This is a genomic window from Klebsiella sp. 2019SCSN059 (assembly GCF_021739525.1).
GTDB lineage: Bacteria > Pseudomonadota > Gammaproteobacteria > Enterobacterales > Enterobacteriaceae > Klebsiella > Klebsiella quasipneumoniae.
Genome location: NZ_JAKKOM010000043.1, coordinates 15,122 through 31,756, shown reverse-complemented (window position 1 = coordinate 31,756; position 16,635 = coordinate 15,122). Strand labels below are relative to the sequence as shown.

Genomic DNA, 16,635 nt, shown 5'->3' with positions numbered 1-16,635 from the left:
AAAGCGTGCGTATTGCCTGAAAACACAACCCGCTACGGGGGAGACTTACCCGAAATCTGATTTATTCAACAAAGCCAGTCTTCCCCGTCCGTTTCCTCGTAATAGTCCGTGAGCTTTTTTCGAAGCACCAGTATGGCCGCCGCCTCCGCAACGGTTTTATCCTTACGGACCAACCCTTTTTTCAGTGACTTATTCTCTTTCTGGCTTTGCTTCAGGGCCGCTTTATCAGCAGGCTCCTCAGTCTGGATAACGCGCTGTTTTCACTAAATAAACTGTTCAAGAGAGAGCGATTTTTACGGCAGTATCCTGCGATTTCAGCCTCACTGGGTGTGGCAGTTTGAACAATTGCGGCAAAACGGACTTCTGCTGACCACTGTTCGCTGTTTTAACTCTTACCCGGCACCAGTTTCCCCTCTGCTTTAGCCTGATTACGCCAGTTATTATACAGGGTAGTTTCGGATATTCCTTCCATCTGTGGAACAGTGGCCACGGTCATGTTGTAAGGGGAAGTAATTCCGCCAGTGTTGCCACCTTACGCTCAGGTGAAATACGTTTCATTTGTCACTCCATCGCCCTCAGATGTTTTTTCAGAGGGGCGACAACTATCCAAGCACTGAGAGGGACTACAAGTTCTCGATCTCTTCACATCTAATAATTAATGTTTTTGATTGTAATCAATTCTCCTGACAACGGATGAAATGATGAAAAAAGACCGTAACTATAACGAATTAAATTTATAACTATTTTGCAAGCAAATGAGAAGTGAGCAAACCAAAATTAGGATTTGGCTTATCATAAACCTCATCAATAAGTTCATAGAACCAAACTCCTTTAATATACTTAGTTTTAGATGCAAAATGCATATAGTCATTCATATAGTTAGATAGATTACTTATATTTTTCACTGAGTTTTTATCATGCGGGAAGCCGTATTCAGTTATAAATAGATCCACATGTTTTTCACCAAAAACACTTTTTTTAAATGTTGTGATATCATTTATACTTTGCTCAGCAGAAGGAATAGATTTCATTGCATAATTATAAGGATGTAAAGAAACACCATCGACATAATCTAGCAAACCATGATTAGATAAATACTTTGCCCAAGCCCAATCCCAAGAAAAAGATGTAATGAATGATCCAGCAATGACATTGGATTCAGCATCTTCTTCCTTGATTCTTTTTGATGATTTTTTTACAAGATTTAAATATGCAATAGCCGATTTTACTAATAGTTCATCGCTATGATATTTTTGAACAGACCATTCATTCCAGATTTCATAAGTTGGATGATATTTCTTAAAGTGAATCGTTACCCACGCGGCATAGTCTGAAAATGCTTTTACTTGTTCTTCTGTATATGGTTTTCCTCCTCCATATAGAACATTCCCATAATCTAAAATAATAAGAACGTTAATATTATTTTTTTCTGCTAGCGCAATGAAATTATCTAATTTTTCTGATGCAGGTTGATATATACCTCGTGTTTTTTCCACCAACCGCCATGGATAATCAATACGAACTGAGGTAATGTTATATCTCTTAAGATATGTAACTATTTTTTCAGATGATAATTCATATTTATCCACATGGACACACATCCCAATCTCAAAATCTCTAGAGTATGAAACTGAGGGAATAAGAATAAAAAAAAGAAAGAACAACTTTTTAATCATGTCATCACCTATCATTTAATTCATTAGCACTTCGGGTGTTTTCCTTTATATAACACAATTAAAATACGAAAAACATTACTTAATCTTAAATATTTAACTTCAATTAGCAAAGCCTTCATTATAAAAAACAAACAATGCGCTATAGATTTTGAATAAAAACGTGCAGATAAAACACCATCATAGCCACGTTCTAAGCCGCGCCATTCATTAAGACTCCTTTCTTTCTTTGAAAGTGAATGTGATATAAATGACGTAACTTTTATATTAGATATAATATTCTTGCTTTTTAAAATTCTGATCCTCCTAAATAAGGAGAAATCAACTCCATAAAATGCAAATCGCACATCAAATAACTCCAACTCTATTAATGCCATTTTTTTAATTAAACTTTTATAAATTACCAACCCTGATCCTATCGAAAAAACATCATCTGCATAACTACTAGGTAGCATATTCTTTGAATTATAAATTTCACCATTAATTATGGGGTAACATACTTCATTATTATTTTTATTCAAAACTATAGGTAATTGCAGATCTATATCGTTTGTGTATTCACTATCTAATTCCTCAAAAAAAGAGTTTGGAATAATGCTATCATCATCAAAAATAATAAATCTATCATAGCTATCATTATATTCCTTTAAAAAATCATTATATATGACACTCAACGGACGATTATCTAAGTATTCGATATAATTAATTTTACGACGCCCGTCATCTAGCGCTTTAAATAAAACATCATCCAAATTAATTTTATTAGGTCCGTTATTTATGATAACAATATCATATTGAGCATATGTGTTATTACATATGGTTTGCAATGTAAGGGAATCACTTATATTTTTATCATACAAAACTATCAGGATAATGGAATTCATTTTATACTCTATCATTTATTTATTAATCTAAACTCATCATAACGCTTAGTGACGTAACTATTCATTTGCTCTCTAAAGTTTTTCACTGAAAAATTTTCAGCATTTTTTCTGCAATTATATGGTGTAAATATATGGCTTGAATGCTCAAATAGATTAATAGACTCGACTATTGATGATACAGATTGTGTATTATACAGGATTCCTGTAGGAAGATCTGTATCTATTGTTTTTACGGTTTCAGTTACACCTCCTTTTCCATATGCTATTACAGGAGTTCCAGAAGCCATCGCCTCTACTGGGGTAATACCAAAATCTTCTTCCGCGGCAAAAACAAATGCCTTTGCATTTCTCATATATTCTTGCATAACTTCATTTGATTGATATCCAAGAATATCAATGTTTTTAGTAGCCTTTGATTTTATTTTCCCCATTTCAGGACCATCACCAATAACTACTAATTTTTTATCCGGCATATGACTAAAAGCTTCAACGATCAGATCTATTCGTTTGTATGGTACAAGCCTGGATGCAGTAAAATAGTAATCATCTTTCATTTCACAAATACTAAATCGCTCTACATCAACTGGAGGATAAATAACATCAGCATCCCTTCCGTACGCTTTTTTTATTCGCCTTGCAATAAATTTAGAATTTGCTATGTAATGATCCACTCCATTAGCAGTTCGGGAATCCCATATTCTCATTCTATGAAGTATCCATTTTGCCAATATTCCTTTTATTCCCTTATTTAATCCTGCCTCTCTAAGGTATTGATGCTGAAGATCCCATGCATAACGTATTGGCGAATGGACATAGCTAATGTGTAGCTGATCTGGTCCAGTCAAAATCCCTTTAGCTACTGCATGACTACTAGATATAATAATATCATGCTTAGAAACATCTAATTGCTCAATAGCTAATGGCATCAATGGCAAATATGATTGATATTTTTTTTTCGCCATTGGCATACTTTGTATAAATGTAGTTGTAATATCTTTATTTTTAAAGTTGATTTTTTGATCTTTTGATAAAAAGTCAACAACTGCATACAACTCTGATTGCGGGAATAACTCAATAAACTCAGCAACTACTTTTTCAGAACCCGCAAAAGTTACTAACCAATCAGCAACAATACCAATATTTAAGTCTTTCATAACTCTCCTATAAAAACATTGAATAATATATCAAACACTATTCTTTATTAAAAATATAGTATATCACAAAGACAATACCGTTGAGTAAGGTTTATCGAAAGCCTATAACTCAATAGTTTAATAGGTTACTATTTTAATCGAGACTTAAAACCTCATGACTATTTTTATTTATAATAATTCAAAACATATAATCATTATTCGTTATGGCATTTTACTAATCAATTCTAATACATTGATTAGTATACATTAGGATTCAATATACACATAAGGTATAAGGTATGTCTGCTGAAAAATCATATCATAACACAAGTTATTACCAATTTAATTTTTTCAGTAGTAAATCAATCTTTTCCGCAGATTGTTCCCAAGAAAACCTATCAACATTATAAAATCCCTTATCTATTAATTTATTTTTTTCATCATATTTCAAAACAAAAAACTCAAGTTTATCAATAATGTCATCTATTGAGTAAGGATTAAAATAAATCACACTATCACCTAAAACTTCTGGCATTGATGCCTGATCAGATGAAATTACAGGGCAACCAACTGCCTGAGCTTCAAGAGGAGGTATTCCAAACCCTTCATATAAGGAAGGAAATATAAATGCTGTTGCATTTTGATAAAGAAAGATGAGTTCTTCATCAGTTACCCTTCCTAGCATCTCTATTCGATTATCCAATTTATCTATATTTCCTTGCGGGAATATTTTATCACTCCCGCCAACAATTTTTAGTTTATAGTCTAAATTAGTCCTCTCAAATGCTTTAATTAGGCCATGAAAATTTTTATGGTATGCAGTCGATGAAACGGTTAAAAAATATTGTTCTTTGATTATCTTTTCATCAACGCCTATGTTTTTCTTAAGAAACTTATCTCCTACAGCATTATATATAACATTTAATCTCTCCTCATCAATATTGTATTCCTTAGAAATTTCTTTCTTTGAAAATTCGCTTACAGTGAGGATGCCCACATTATTTTTTAGAAAAAACCTAGGAAATAATTTGTATGCCAATCTAAATGATGATGAAAAACTTTCAGGATATCTAATATATGTTATATCATGGTGCGTAACTATTTGATTTTTATAGAAACATGGTGCTGTATTTGTTAGATTAATCAATTTTGCTTTTTTATTTTTTAAGAAAATAGGCAGCGTTATTTGTTCCCATGTATGCCCAGAAAATCCTTTTATCTCTTGGAGATTAAAGTCCTTGATGTCTTCTGAGTATAAAATATCATCAAGATTAGGAACTAGAAAAACCAAATCATTTCTTTTGCTGACTAGTGATTTTGAGATTTCAATAGCAAACCTTTGAACACCAGTTAATTTTTGAGTTAAGAATCTAGCATTTACATATATCATTATAAGAACCCAATAGTCTTCAATCTTATTAGGATGGATTAGCAATGTAACTATTAATAACTAATGCTCGCTTAATACATTAGCGCAAATGCATTTTATATTTATGCTTTACTATAAAAATCTTGTTAATTTTTAAAAATTACCATTGACCATATCAATAATAATATTGCATTTACATTCCCAAGAGTGATTAAATATTTTTTTATCATGTACATACTCCTCGTTTTTTGAAATAACTTTGTGAAATTTTTTTTCCATATCATCATAATTATAATATTTATACATTCCTGGATAGCTATCCTGAATGTTAATTGTCGAGTACAGTATATCTAATCCGCAAGCATAATATTCCCATAACTTCATAGGACTCCTACCTTCATTTGCTTTATTATCTTCTAGTAGAAGTAGTCCAACTTTATGCTTATTCATCAAGGCAGGAGTTTCTTCATATTTTATTGCCCCATGAAAAACTAAGTTTTTATGCTTATTCATCAACGAAGAGGCTATGTCTATATACTCACTTTCTAATGGTCCATATATATTAAAAGGACAGTTTGGAAAGTTTGCAGCCAATTTACTCAAAGCATTAAAATCGAATCTAGAATCAATAGCACCAATATAAAGTGCTCCTAGTCTTTCACTTCGACTTGATTTGCAATAAAATAACCGACTATCAAATCCGTTGGGTATAGTATGCATTTTTTTATTCAAAGCAATATCTTTATACCTTGTCAGCAGGTTTTCACTCACGCTATCTGAAGTCGGAAAGATCATATCACTTTTCTTTATTATATTATATTCATGTTTATGTACTTTGATACCATCCATAGCTTCATAATCATCCGTGGGTCTGTATATCAGTTTGTCATAGTTGAACAGGTCAATATACGGCGAGAAATATGGCGTATCACATAATATTAAATCAAACTTTAAATCATTTTTTTTCCTAAAGCCAAAATAAAGTCTATTAATGAAAATCAGCCATTTACAATATTTCGTTTTAATTGGAAAAAAAAAGTGCAGCTTTAATTTCCCCACTCTATTATTTAACTGATCTATTCCTTGATCCTTCTTATTTAACATCCTGTGAAATAATGTAAATGGTATACCAGAAAAGTAAACATCATTCCCATCGGATAAATAATTTGAATAATGATGGCTCCCAATTTTGAAATGACTTTTATACCTTGTATGACTTAAAACTAGAATTCTCATAATCCTAATCACTCCAATTGTTATATGATGAATGGTAATATTTCTTTTATTATTGGAACATCAAACACACTCCAGATCACTCTAAACCTCATTAATGAAACAAAAACAATAAATAATAGTAAAAATAGCCGTTGTGACCATCTACAAGGCTTAATAAAGAAAAGACAAGTAAACAAACAAAAAGACGCAATATCAACAAATCTATCGCTTAATGCAGGAAACCCAGAATTTAATAGGATTGAAATAAACATTATTGTAATGCCACAGTAATATAATGCTAAGACATCCTTTCTGTAATAGATTATTTTAGCCTTAAAATAAAATATTACTATAAGCATTAAATACATTAACGAATAAATTGTGCCATATATTGGTTTAGGTTCAACGTTATATGTGGTTTTCCCATAAGAGACAGCGTAATGCGAAAATAAAAGTAAAATTATTGGTGTTATGATAACTATTGGTAACGCAACTATCCTATATTTTTCTTTTTTTATAAAATAAAAAACAGAAAAAGCACCAACTGGCATAATCATAGAATAATGAAATAATATAGCCAATAATAAAAAAATTGCCTTCCTAAATTTTCCAGAGCTAAAGACCCCAAATATAAAAAAACTAATTCCTGCCGATGCTCTTATTTGTACAAAGTCCCAAATAAACATAAAGCTTAGTGCATATGCAATAGCAAAGAGAATAAATGTTCCTTCTCTTTCATTGGGTAATATATACATGCAGGCAAACATATATTTCAAAAAAAAACCTATGATTGCATAGATTAAAAGTAAAATATAAAAGCCATTTGGTATTAAAAATAGAATCCTGACAATTGCTGAATACGATATTTCAATATCACTCCTTAATTCCCCAGTATTATACATCATTAAATAGTTACTATAGTCTGGAAGTTCAGGGTTTCGTGATACAATCAAAATACAAATGAATACAACTACAGGAAAACACCCTACCACAATAGCTAAATTTTTTATTCTTACCTTTTTATCTAATAGAGACATTTAAACACCAAGCTTATGAATAATATAGATTATAGTTTTAATTAGTTGTGATAAAAAAAACAGGTTAATAAGCACCATCTTTTTTCAAAACAACACCAATTGTCTTAAATAAGATTGCTATATCATTCCACATAGACCAGTTTTTTACATACCACGCGTCCAGATAGACACGAGTATCATAATCTACATCACTACGTCCACTTACTTGCCATAGTCCTGTCATGCCAGGTTTACTAAGAAGATAATAATCCACTTCATCATTATAACGTTTCAGTTCAGCAGTAATAATCGGTCGCGGACCAACGAGGCTCATTTCTCCTTTTAAGACATTAAATAACTGAGGTAATTCATCCAGACTAGTTCTACGTAGAAAACCTCCGATTTTTGTAATACGCGGATCATTTTTTAACTTAAAGGTGGCATCCCACTCAGCACGAGCTTCAGGATCTGCATCTAACAGTTGTTCTAGTACCTCTTTAGAATTAATAACCATAGAGCGAAACTTTAAGCACTTAAATTTCTTTCCATTTATACCTACTCGTTCATGGCCGTAGATTGCAGGACCGCCATCTTTTTTTACTTTCCGACTAATATAAAACAGTAAAGGAGAAAGCATAAAAATAATTCCGATAGCCCCCACTATATCAAATGCTCGTTTAATAATTCGTGATGACCATTTTGCTAAATTCTGTTGTACGCGAAAAATCATTACCTCATGACTAAATATAAATGACATATCAGTACTATCTAAAGGTACTCCACGCAAGGTTGGTATTACTGAAACATAGCGATAACCTTTTATCATAAATTCACGTAACCAACGGTTGCGGACATCACTTTCATATGTCTCTACTGCGACAATAAACTGAGTACGTTTATCTATAGTAGAAAGCCACTGACTATCTGCAACAATTACTTTAGTCCCTTTAATTTGTTCATGTATTATTTGTTTTACATCTGTAGATATAAATCCAATAACATGCAACCCAAGATTATGTTCACTATTTATTGCTTTATATGCTTCACATGCATTTTTTCCACAACCAATTATCCAAGTATCACGTAACCAGAACCCAAATCTATCTAACACCCATTTAGAACCTACACGAAATAATGGTACTAAAACCGCAGCAAAAGTCCAGGTTAATAACCACACATACCGAGATAAATACCATTTAGCAAAAGCCATAACAGCCATTTCGATAACTGCAAAAATAACCAAAGTTCTTAATATTTCTTTTAATTCAAACCAAAATGTTTTTCTATAAAAATAATGACGTAAACGAATACCATACCAAGCAACACAACAAATACCTAATAACCAATGCAGACCTATCCATCCACTAATTTGTTCATCTGGTACACGCTCATTAAATTGACTTAATGTAATAGACAATACACCAAGCGACAAATACAGTGATAATACGAAACTAATAAAATCAGTTAACGCTAATGCCACACTACAAGTGACATTTTTTGCAAAATGCGTCATAATCCCCTCAACTTACATACTGATTATGAAGAATTAATAAAGTTTAAACGATGATGATGACCCTATATGGTTATAGGGCCGAAAAGATTATCATGAATCCTTTTTGTTATCTGAATAAGAATAGCCATAGTGGCTATATCCGTAGCCATAATAAGTGCTAGCTTTTTTCACTACACCATTTAAGATACAACCTTTCACAACAATTCCACTTTGCTCAAAACGCTTAATACTGACTTCAATTTCTTTTACTGTATTCTGCTCGAAGCGCGCAATAAGAAGTGTAGTTCCGACATAGTTACCTATAATCGCCGCATCAGTTACAGCTAAAATTGGCGGTGTATCGATAACAACCATATCGTAATGCTGGCTTGACCACTCAATAAGTTCGCCAAATCGTTTATGCATTAGTAGTTCAGCCGGATTAGGCGGCACCATTCCACGAGATATAAAATCAAACCCAGCACTAGGAATGTTTTTTATTGCGTTAGTGATTTCAATTTTCCCCGATAGTATATCCGATAGACCATTATTATTATCAGCATGGAATAATTTATGGCTATAACCCTTACGCATATCTGTATCAATAAATAATATTTTTTTCCCAGTCTGCGCTATAATAGCTGCTAGATTTGAACATACAAACGTTTTACCTGCATTTGGGCTAGCACCGGATATCATTAAAACGTTATTGCGCGACTCCATCATGGCAAAATGGAGACTTGTACGCAACCCACGAATAGCTTCAATTGCAAGGTCCGCAGGGTTATCAACTGCTAGAAAACTCGGAATATCATTAAGAGATCTTTTATCCCTCTTATTTTTCAGCGAACTATTTTTACCGAATGTCTCGGCAACTGGGATACTTGCGTAGACGTTAATGCCCATCTCTTCCAGTTGCTCGGGGGTTTCGATGCCTTTCCGCAAAAGAGCTCTAAAAAATATAACCCCTGCAGAGACCATTACTCCTAATATAATACCAATTAAGATAATGAGTACTTTCTTTGGCTTTACTGGTTTAGGTTGAGTTACAGCGGTGTCAATAATACGCACATTACCAATTGCACTGGATTTCGCTATATTTAACTCTTGTTGACGATTTAATAATTGCATGTAAACAGCTCGGCCAGACTCAACGTCTCGACTCAAACGCAATATCTCCTGCTGCGTTTTCGGCATAGCAGACACTCGCTTATTAAGCTTAGATTTCTCATCCTGTAGCGTCTTTCTTTTTTCCATTAATGCCTTATACGTCGGGTGTTCCTTGGTATAAAGTTGCGATATCTCAGACTCACGAAAAGTTATCTCATTAAGCTGATTATCGACATTAACAATTTGGTCAAGAACAGATTTTGCCTCAAGCGATAAATCAACAGAATCGCTCTTTCTACGATATTGGTTTAATTTATCTTCAGCATTGTCCAAATCACTACGAACTTGTGGTAGTTGTTTACTTAGAAAATCCAGACTTTTCGCATCTTGCGCTGCCTGTCGTGCAATATTTTGAGCCAAATAGTTTTCACTGATACTATTAACAATACGTTCAATTAAAACTGGATTATCACCTGTTAGAGAAAGCGTTAGCATGCCGGTATCTTTTCCCTGATCAGCTACCACTATATCGTCCTGAAGATCGGCTACAGCTTTCAATCGACTCACATATGCGATAGAAAACTCGGTCCCTGCCTTTGCGTTAATTTCGTCAACTTTTAGCGAAATGCCCTGTTCATCAACTAATTCTCCAACTTTTCCATTGAGGTTAATTCCATTTATAGAGACATGAAAATTATTCTTATCTTTGACAGTTAGTAATAGTTCAGGAATATCATTGTCACTTCCTGGTATATACAACCGCGAAATAGATAAGACACCTGGCTTATCACCCAATAAACGTGCAAAGCCATGTCCTAATAGAGGGAAGTATCTCTGTTTTACCCTCGCCTGCAGGTTAAGATCATCAACTGTTTTTCCCAATATCATTCTTGAACGAATTAATGCAATTTCTGGGGCTGATTGAGGTTGGCTATCTGGGAGCATTTGGCTAAGATTGCTAAGTATTGCATTCGCCTGTTTCTGTTCAACCTGAATTAAAGCATCCGCCTGGTATATTGGTGTTGAAAAAATGGCATAAATTAATGAGACTAATGTAAAGAGAGAAGTAACAGCAATAATGAGTTTGCGATGATCTATAAATTCACCGATCAGGCGACCTAAATCAATTTCATCCGCATCTTTTGATATAGCTTTGTTTGTAAGTGATGACATGCGATTTTCCTGAATTATGCACCTAACTTTTGGGCCCAAAGTTTACTGGCTTGTTCAATAAGTTTATAAACTGATATGAAGGCTTCGTCACTTTTACGATAAGGATCAGGTATATCCCGTTGTTCCATCCAATGACCGAATAGCATCGTTTTTCCCCTAACTTCAGGTGCTATATGCCCTATTTGCTCGATATGGGACTTTTCCATAGCTAATATCAAATCGTACTGGCGCCCAAGTGATGATGTAAATTGCCTAGAATGATGCCCCTCTAGAGACAATCCATGAATATGAGCAACCTTGATCGCACTATTATCAGCCGCATGCTCAATAAGTGCACCAGTGCCCGCTGAGTCGATTTTTTTATCAGGTAATAAATTTCGCAAATAGCGTTCTCCAATCGGAGAACGGCAGATATTTCCTGTGCATACAACAAGAATAGAATCAAACATGATTACATATCCTTGACGAATTTAACGGTTTCTGTCATATCATGTACCCCAGTAATAGTCGGCACAAGTTGCGATATCACCCGATTCCAACGAACCAACGGTGCAGTAGTCACATATACAATGTCATACGGTTGTAATTGGAATTCAGTTCCTAATACCATCGCCGATGCATCTTGCGCATTTAACTGGTAAACATTCGCAATTTTGCCTTGCTTATCACCTTTCAACTGACGGATGACAAACACACCGGTAGCATCGCTAAATGCTTGAGATATCCCCTCTGCATTACCTAATGCTTCTGCCAGGGTCATCCCACTGCGGTCCATCTTCATGGTGCTCTGTTTACCCACCTCACCCATAACGAAAACTTTCAGGTCGTCATTACGTGGGACAAACAGAATATCGCCAGGATAAAGCATATGGTTTTGGGTTAGGTCACCTTTCTGCATCAATGAATATAGTGATATTTTGGTGTCTTTACCATTATGTGTAAGTACGACGTTACGCCAGTCTGCATCCGGAGCAAGGCCACCTGCAGCATTAATCGCGTCCATCACAGTCAGCGGAATATTGGTAATCGGCTGCTGGCCAGACTTCACTACTTCGCCCGTAACATAGGCTTTTTGTGAACGGAAAGCGGCAATACTAACATCTACCTGTGGGCTCTCAATGTAAGTCGTCAACCGACTGGCAATGATCTGCCTGACTTCCGCTAACGTTTTGCCAACCACCTGCACTTTGCCGATGTAAGGGTAGAAAATGGTGCCATCGGAGTTAACCCAGTTACCGGTATCGCTGGCGCTACGGTATTGACCAGCAGGCGTAGTCAGTTCCGGGTGATCCCACACCGTCACCATCAACACATCGCCCACACCAATACGATACTCATAGCTCTTAAGCAGATTATCCAGTTGTGGATTGGGCTGCGCTATCGCCGTTGCCGGGCGCAATTGCTCAATAACACTTGGCGTCATGGGATAAACATTAACCAACTGCCCGATGTCGTAATCACTGTCAGTGGGCTTAATGACATCTTTATTCCAGGTTCCAAGCCCCTGCCCTGGAACGATTGTGCATCCACTTAACAGACCAAGCGCTAAGGCCAGTCCGCTTATCTTTAAAAATCGTCTTTCCATGATACATCTACCATCAATTATTCTATTTTAATGCTCTGACCGACGTGCGCGGACAAAGACCAAGATTCATTAACCCGCACAAGGTGCGTTATAATGCCCCAAAATACTCACATCTGAATTCGCTTTCTTACCTCAGGCAACACGGGTACTCATCTGTTTTACCTTCAGCCAGTACTGCATTAAGGAGCAATCGGTTTCTCCCTGTCAGAAGTCATATCATACAGTTGATACTGCCGGCCCAACATCTGACCACCGTCACGCGTCAGTGGTGTCCAGCTAATGGTTGGCCTGCTGCGGGTAGGCTGAGTACTCATCAGATCCAGTGGAATCGAGATATAGAACCCTTTAGTAAAGGAACCTTCTCCATACTCTTCTTTCGACACGTTGGTCTGTGTGGCATAAGCGCCAATGACAATCCCGCTATCAAAGCGCTTCGAGACATCTAACGTTGCGCCTTTGTCCTTCGCCAGATACTGCCCCAGGCTGAGTTTTAACAATATATCGTCCGCAAACCAAGGCCGCCAGTAACCCGTTAAATGACCAGTGGCAACTTTGTAATCCGTGAACTGCATCATATTGTCCCAGTCGCGCTGTTTCACGTAGTTACCATCGATTCCCACTGCCCAGTCCGCATCCAGCGGGCGATAGAGCAGTTCTGCCCCCACCCCGCCGTACATCATTTCCAGGTAGCCGCCGTAAATCTGGCCGTAGAAATTATTACCCAAAGAGCGCACATAGTTGGTTTGTAGCGACTGGACATAAACATCATTTGCCACATAGTCACGAATATGGGTACGTACACGCGGCAAGCTTGAATCAGAAGGTGCGCCGTCATAATTAAATTTGTCGTAGTTGTTCGCGAAGTTGGCGAAAACGCTTCCTTCAACCAGCCAGTGATTGGTCAGCCAGTAGCTGGCATCGCCTACCACACCAATCTGGTACATGTAGAAGCTTTCAGGCCCCCCTACCGACTGGCGTAATACCGGACGAATGCTGTAATCCAGACGGTCTTTATCCTTATAGAAGCCCTGACCTTGAGTTGTGTCAGGTTCCACACGCTGCTGGCGCAGTGGTTGCTCCTGGCCCAGCGGGTAACCTTCCTGCTGCTGTCGTAAACTGGCAACGTCCGTACGTGTACTCACCAGCGGAATTCCAAAGCGGGATTGCGTGACATCCAGAGTCTTCACGTTGGCCGGCAAATCATTCACCATGATCAGATTCGCGCGATCCACCCCGTTTTGGGTATTCAGGTATTTATCCTGTTCCCCGCTTGCTCTCAGGGTATCACCCTTAATCTCCACACGCGGGCCACTCAACCCGGCAGTGTCTTCCAGTTCACGTAGCTGATGTGCCGCAACACTATACTGCACAGCATGAGGAGCCTGCTCTTCAGGTTGGTACGCCGGCTTCGGGTCCTGCTGGAATGAACGTAGGTCATTAGCGTTCATACGCAGCGTAAAACCAAACATAAAGGTGTTTCCGCGCTCATAGCTGGCATTCATATCCATCCAGTCAGTGAGTCGGTACACCATCCCCCAGTTCCACTTGCTACTTTGAGGCAACTGCCCGGCAAAATCATCACGATAGTCATTGCCGTCATATTCTAGTTTCAGTCGCAGCGGCTGCCATGGCGTCTGCCATGAAACACCACCAAATACGCCAGCAGGCCCTTTGAAGGTATCGCTAAAGTTAAAATCCCCAGTAGAGTGGCTTGTTGAACGTTCACAGTATTTATCACTGTACGAACAGAAGGGATTGGTAATATTGCCGCTGTTACCGATATAGCCCCAACCAACCCCCAAGGAGAAATCAAAAGGCCCGTACGATTTATTGGCAACCAAATACTCGCTGTCAAACAAACCCGTTCCGCCGATATCACGCATGCCGAAGGCTACCTGCGGGAGGTAGCGGCTCTCTTCCCATAAGCGCAGCTTGATATCAAATGATTTGTCTTTATAGCTTTGGCTGCCGCTGAAGCTGGGGTCGTTGCTATAAAGGCGATCTCTCACATCGGTATAGCGAAGCGTTGTCTCCAGCCATGGGAACATCGCGATGGAGACAGAATAGAAACGGTACTGATCGTTATTTCGAAAGTTGGCGCTAATTTCCCCTTCTTTCGGAATACGTGCGGTGGGGGTCTGCATCAGGCCCGCACCACCAAAATCCGATTGAGAAGGTCCCAGAGGTTGCGGATAAGTTTCAGCTTCTTCAGCATGACAAGCAAACGCAACAGAAACGGTTAGTAAACTAAGAAGGAAGTCTCTTTTCATTAATTAGGCATCCGATGCGTGAGAATTGAGATGATTTCCCGATTCAGATCTTCGTCACCATCGGGCAAAGCTCGCGCAGCAAATTCAACCAGAATAATGCTGCCTGGCTGCGGTTCAACATGTCGCCTGTTCCAGTAATCGACTGGCGCGCTGCGCACACTTCCATCCGCATCAATCACGGTGACCTGACTGGGTTCTGCTCCGGATAAATAATCATGGCCATCAAGATATTCACTGACCTGGCGACCAGGTTGCCACACCAGTTTGCCGGCGCCGCTAACAGGACCAAGCAAGGTAACTGATTTAGATTCTGATGCCTGATACAGGCTGTAATCACCGCTCAGTGTCCGGTTGGCTTTATTATTATTGTTCACTAATGCCGGATCGAGAGAGGTAAATTGTCTACCCGTCACTTTTATATCTTTGAGTTGATTAATGACCAGGTTAATGGCTGCAGCACGTTCCCCTTCTTCATGACTCGCCCAGCCACGCAGGCGAGTTAGCGTCTGCTGAAATTTCTGGTTTGCCAGTTGTGTAGCTGTAGGGGTGGCAATAACCATATTGGGTTGATACTTGCCAAATGCCGGATCGTTCACTAACTGACGCAGGTCCTTCACCTGATTGACGACCTGACTATGCCCTCCCCCTGGTGAATAGATCACAACGTTCCCGTCAGCCATCACGCTCGCCGAGGCAACTGACATTAATCCGCACAGTCCAACTACGCTCGTTATTATTTTCATTGTGGCAATGTCGCTTTCAGAAGGCTGATTTCAACAGGTAATACTGCACCAAGCATCTGCTTGCTCTGACGTACCTGTCCCGTGGAAGCATCTACCCAAAATGTGTTTTTCCAACTGTCACCGGTGGCTTGTAGCGAGACATCTTCTTGCCAGATCTGACAGGCGACCGCCTTCCCAGCCAGGTTGAGGACTTCACTGCCCTGCTGGCTAAAACGCGATGTCACTACAGAAGAGAGTGGATTGCCTTTCTCCGTCCAGCGTACCGTGCGGGTCCAGCTCGCGCCGTCACGTAGCGCTTTCGCACGCAGCAGTGGGTCCTGCTGCTGGTTGGAGACCGCTAACAGATTATCCCGGTAGCCAAGAGATTTCATCAGACGCCCATTTTGCGTGACAAACACAACCTGATCGCTGGTCACCCAATAGTCCAGACCATTCTCATGATAGCCTGCAACATACATCCGGGGGACCTGAGGAAGACGAAGGTAAATACTGCCATACGGAGCAGGCAGACTGGCGATCTTAGCATCAGAAATGGTGACATCATCCTGACCGAACAATGCCTGTTTAAAAGTATCCCCAACACTACGTTGGGACGGTGTACAAGCCTGTAAACACAGTAGACAAAGCAGCAGCGTGAGATAGCGCACAAGAGATACCCTGCACAGAAGAGTAATGAAAAATAACCACACTTGCGTGTGGTTATAAATTAAATGACTACTTAGCGGGATGTTGCTGTTGTGGTCGTAGTACTGGTATTGCTGCTTGAGTTGTTATCGTTGGCAGCCATGGCAACCGCGATCCCTGCAGCAACAGCCACACCTACACCAACGCCAATCATCGTTGTGCTACCAGTACTCATCGAAGAAGTATCAGTCGGAGCAGCTGAGGCACTCATTGACGCGCCTGCCAGCATCAACACCGCTAATACACCCATAGTTTTCTTCATAATGACTCCTTATCATTGGATGAAAA

14 protein-coding genes are annotated in these 16,635 nt (G+C 38.4%); all 14 read right to left on the bottom strand.

The features are described 5' to 3' along the window. Window positions 1-740: 740 nt before the first annotated feature. Window positions 741-1,691, bottom strand: a complete 951-nt coding sequence (locus tag L2I46_RS26225) for a hypothetical protein (protein ID WP_236948340.1) — start codon at window positions 1,689-1,691, stop codon at window positions 741-743. A gap of 8 nt (window positions 1,692-1,699) precedes the next feature. Then, window positions 1,700-2,557 (bottom strand): hypothetical protein, encoded by an 858-nt coding sequence (locus L2I46_RS26220; RefSeq protein ID WP_236948339.1) that lies wholly within the window; start codon window positions 2,555-2,557, stop codon window positions 1,700-1,702. Between the two features lie 11 nt (window positions 2,558-2,568). Further along, window positions 2,569-3,711, bottom strand: a complete 1,143-nt coding sequence (locus tag L2I46_RS26215; RefSeq protein ID WP_236948338.1) for a glycosyltransferase family 4 protein — start codon at window positions 3,709-3,711, stop codon at window positions 2,569-2,571. A 313-nt stretch (window positions 3,712-4,024) separates the two neighbouring features. Further along, window positions 4,025-5,080 carry a glycosyltransferase family 4 protein gene (locus L2I46_RS26210; RefSeq protein WP_236948337.1) on the bottom strand — a complete coding sequence of 352 codons (1,056 nt, stop codon included), beginning with the start codon at window positions 5,078-5,080 and terminating at the stop codon, window positions 4,025-4,027. Window positions 5,081-5,212: 132 nt separating this feature from the next. After that, window positions 5,213-6,295, bottom strand: a complete 1,083-nt coding sequence (locus L2I46_RS26205; RefSeq protein ID WP_236948336.1) for a glycosyltransferase family protein — start codon at window positions 6,293-6,295, stop codon at window positions 5,213-5,215. A 20-nt stretch (window positions 6,296-6,315) separates the two neighbouring features. Next, window positions 6,316-7,311 (bottom strand): EpsG family protein, encoded by a 996-nt coding sequence (locus L2I46_RS26200; protein WP_236948335.1) that lies wholly within the window; start codon window positions 7,309-7,311, stop codon window positions 6,316-6,318. 64 nt (window positions 7,312-7,375) lie between these two features. Continuing rightward, the gene (gene wbaP, locus L2I46_RS26195; protein ID WP_236948334.1) at window positions 7,376-8,803 is read right to left on the bottom strand and encodes an undecaprenyl-phosphate galactose phosphotransferase WbaP; all 1,428 of its coding nucleotides are present in this window, start codon (window positions 8,801-8,803) and stop codon (window positions 7,376-7,378) included. Between the two features lie 90 nt (window positions 8,804-8,893). After that, on the bottom strand, window positions 8,894-11,065 hold the full coding sequence (locus L2I46_RS26190; protein ID WP_236948333.1) for a polysaccharide biosynthesis tyrosine autokinase: 2,172 nt from the start codon (window positions 11,063-11,065) through the stop codon (window positions 8,894-8,896). Window positions 11,066-11,079: 14 nt separating this feature from the next. Next, window positions 11,080-11,514, bottom strand: a complete 435-nt coding sequence (locus tag L2I46_RS26185) for an arsenate reductase/protein-tyrosine-phosphatase family protein (protein WP_236948332.1) — start codon at window positions 11,512-11,514, stop codon at window positions 11,080-11,082. Window positions 11,515-11,516: 2 nt separating this feature from the next. After that, the gene (locus L2I46_RS26180; RefSeq protein WP_236948331.1) at window positions 11,517-12,650 is read right to left on the bottom strand and encodes a polysaccharide export protein; all 1,134 of its coding nucleotides are present in this window, start codon (window positions 12,648-12,650) and stop codon (window positions 11,517-11,519) included. A gap of 179 nt (window positions 12,651-12,829) precedes the next feature. Further along, on the bottom strand, window positions 12,830-14,920 hold the full coding sequence (locus tag L2I46_RS26175; protein WP_236948330.1) for a YjbH domain-containing protein: 2,091 nt from the start codon (window positions 14,918-14,920) through the stop codon (window positions 12,830-12,832). Continuing rightward, a complete protein-coding gene (locus tag L2I46_RS26170; RefSeq protein ID WP_236948329.1) occupies window positions 14,920-15,624 on the bottom strand; it encodes a capsule biosynthesis GfcC family protein in 705 nt (234 codons plus the stop codon). The genes L2I46_RS26175 and L2I46_RS26170 overlap by 1 nt, the downstream gene beginning before the upstream one ends. Window positions 15,625-15,659: 35 nt before the next feature. Then, window positions 15,660-16,310, bottom strand: a complete 651-nt coding sequence (locus L2I46_RS26165; RefSeq protein ID WP_236948328.1) for a YjbF family lipoprotein — start codon at window positions 16,308-16,310, stop codon at window positions 15,660-15,662. A gap of 71 nt (window positions 16,311-16,381) precedes the next feature. After that, window positions 16,382-16,609, bottom strand: a complete 228-nt coding sequence (locus tag L2I46_RS26160; RefSeq protein ID WP_236948327.1) for a hypothetical protein — start codon at window positions 16,607-16,609, stop codon at window positions 16,382-16,384. Window positions 16,610-16,635 lie beyond the last annotated feature (26 nt).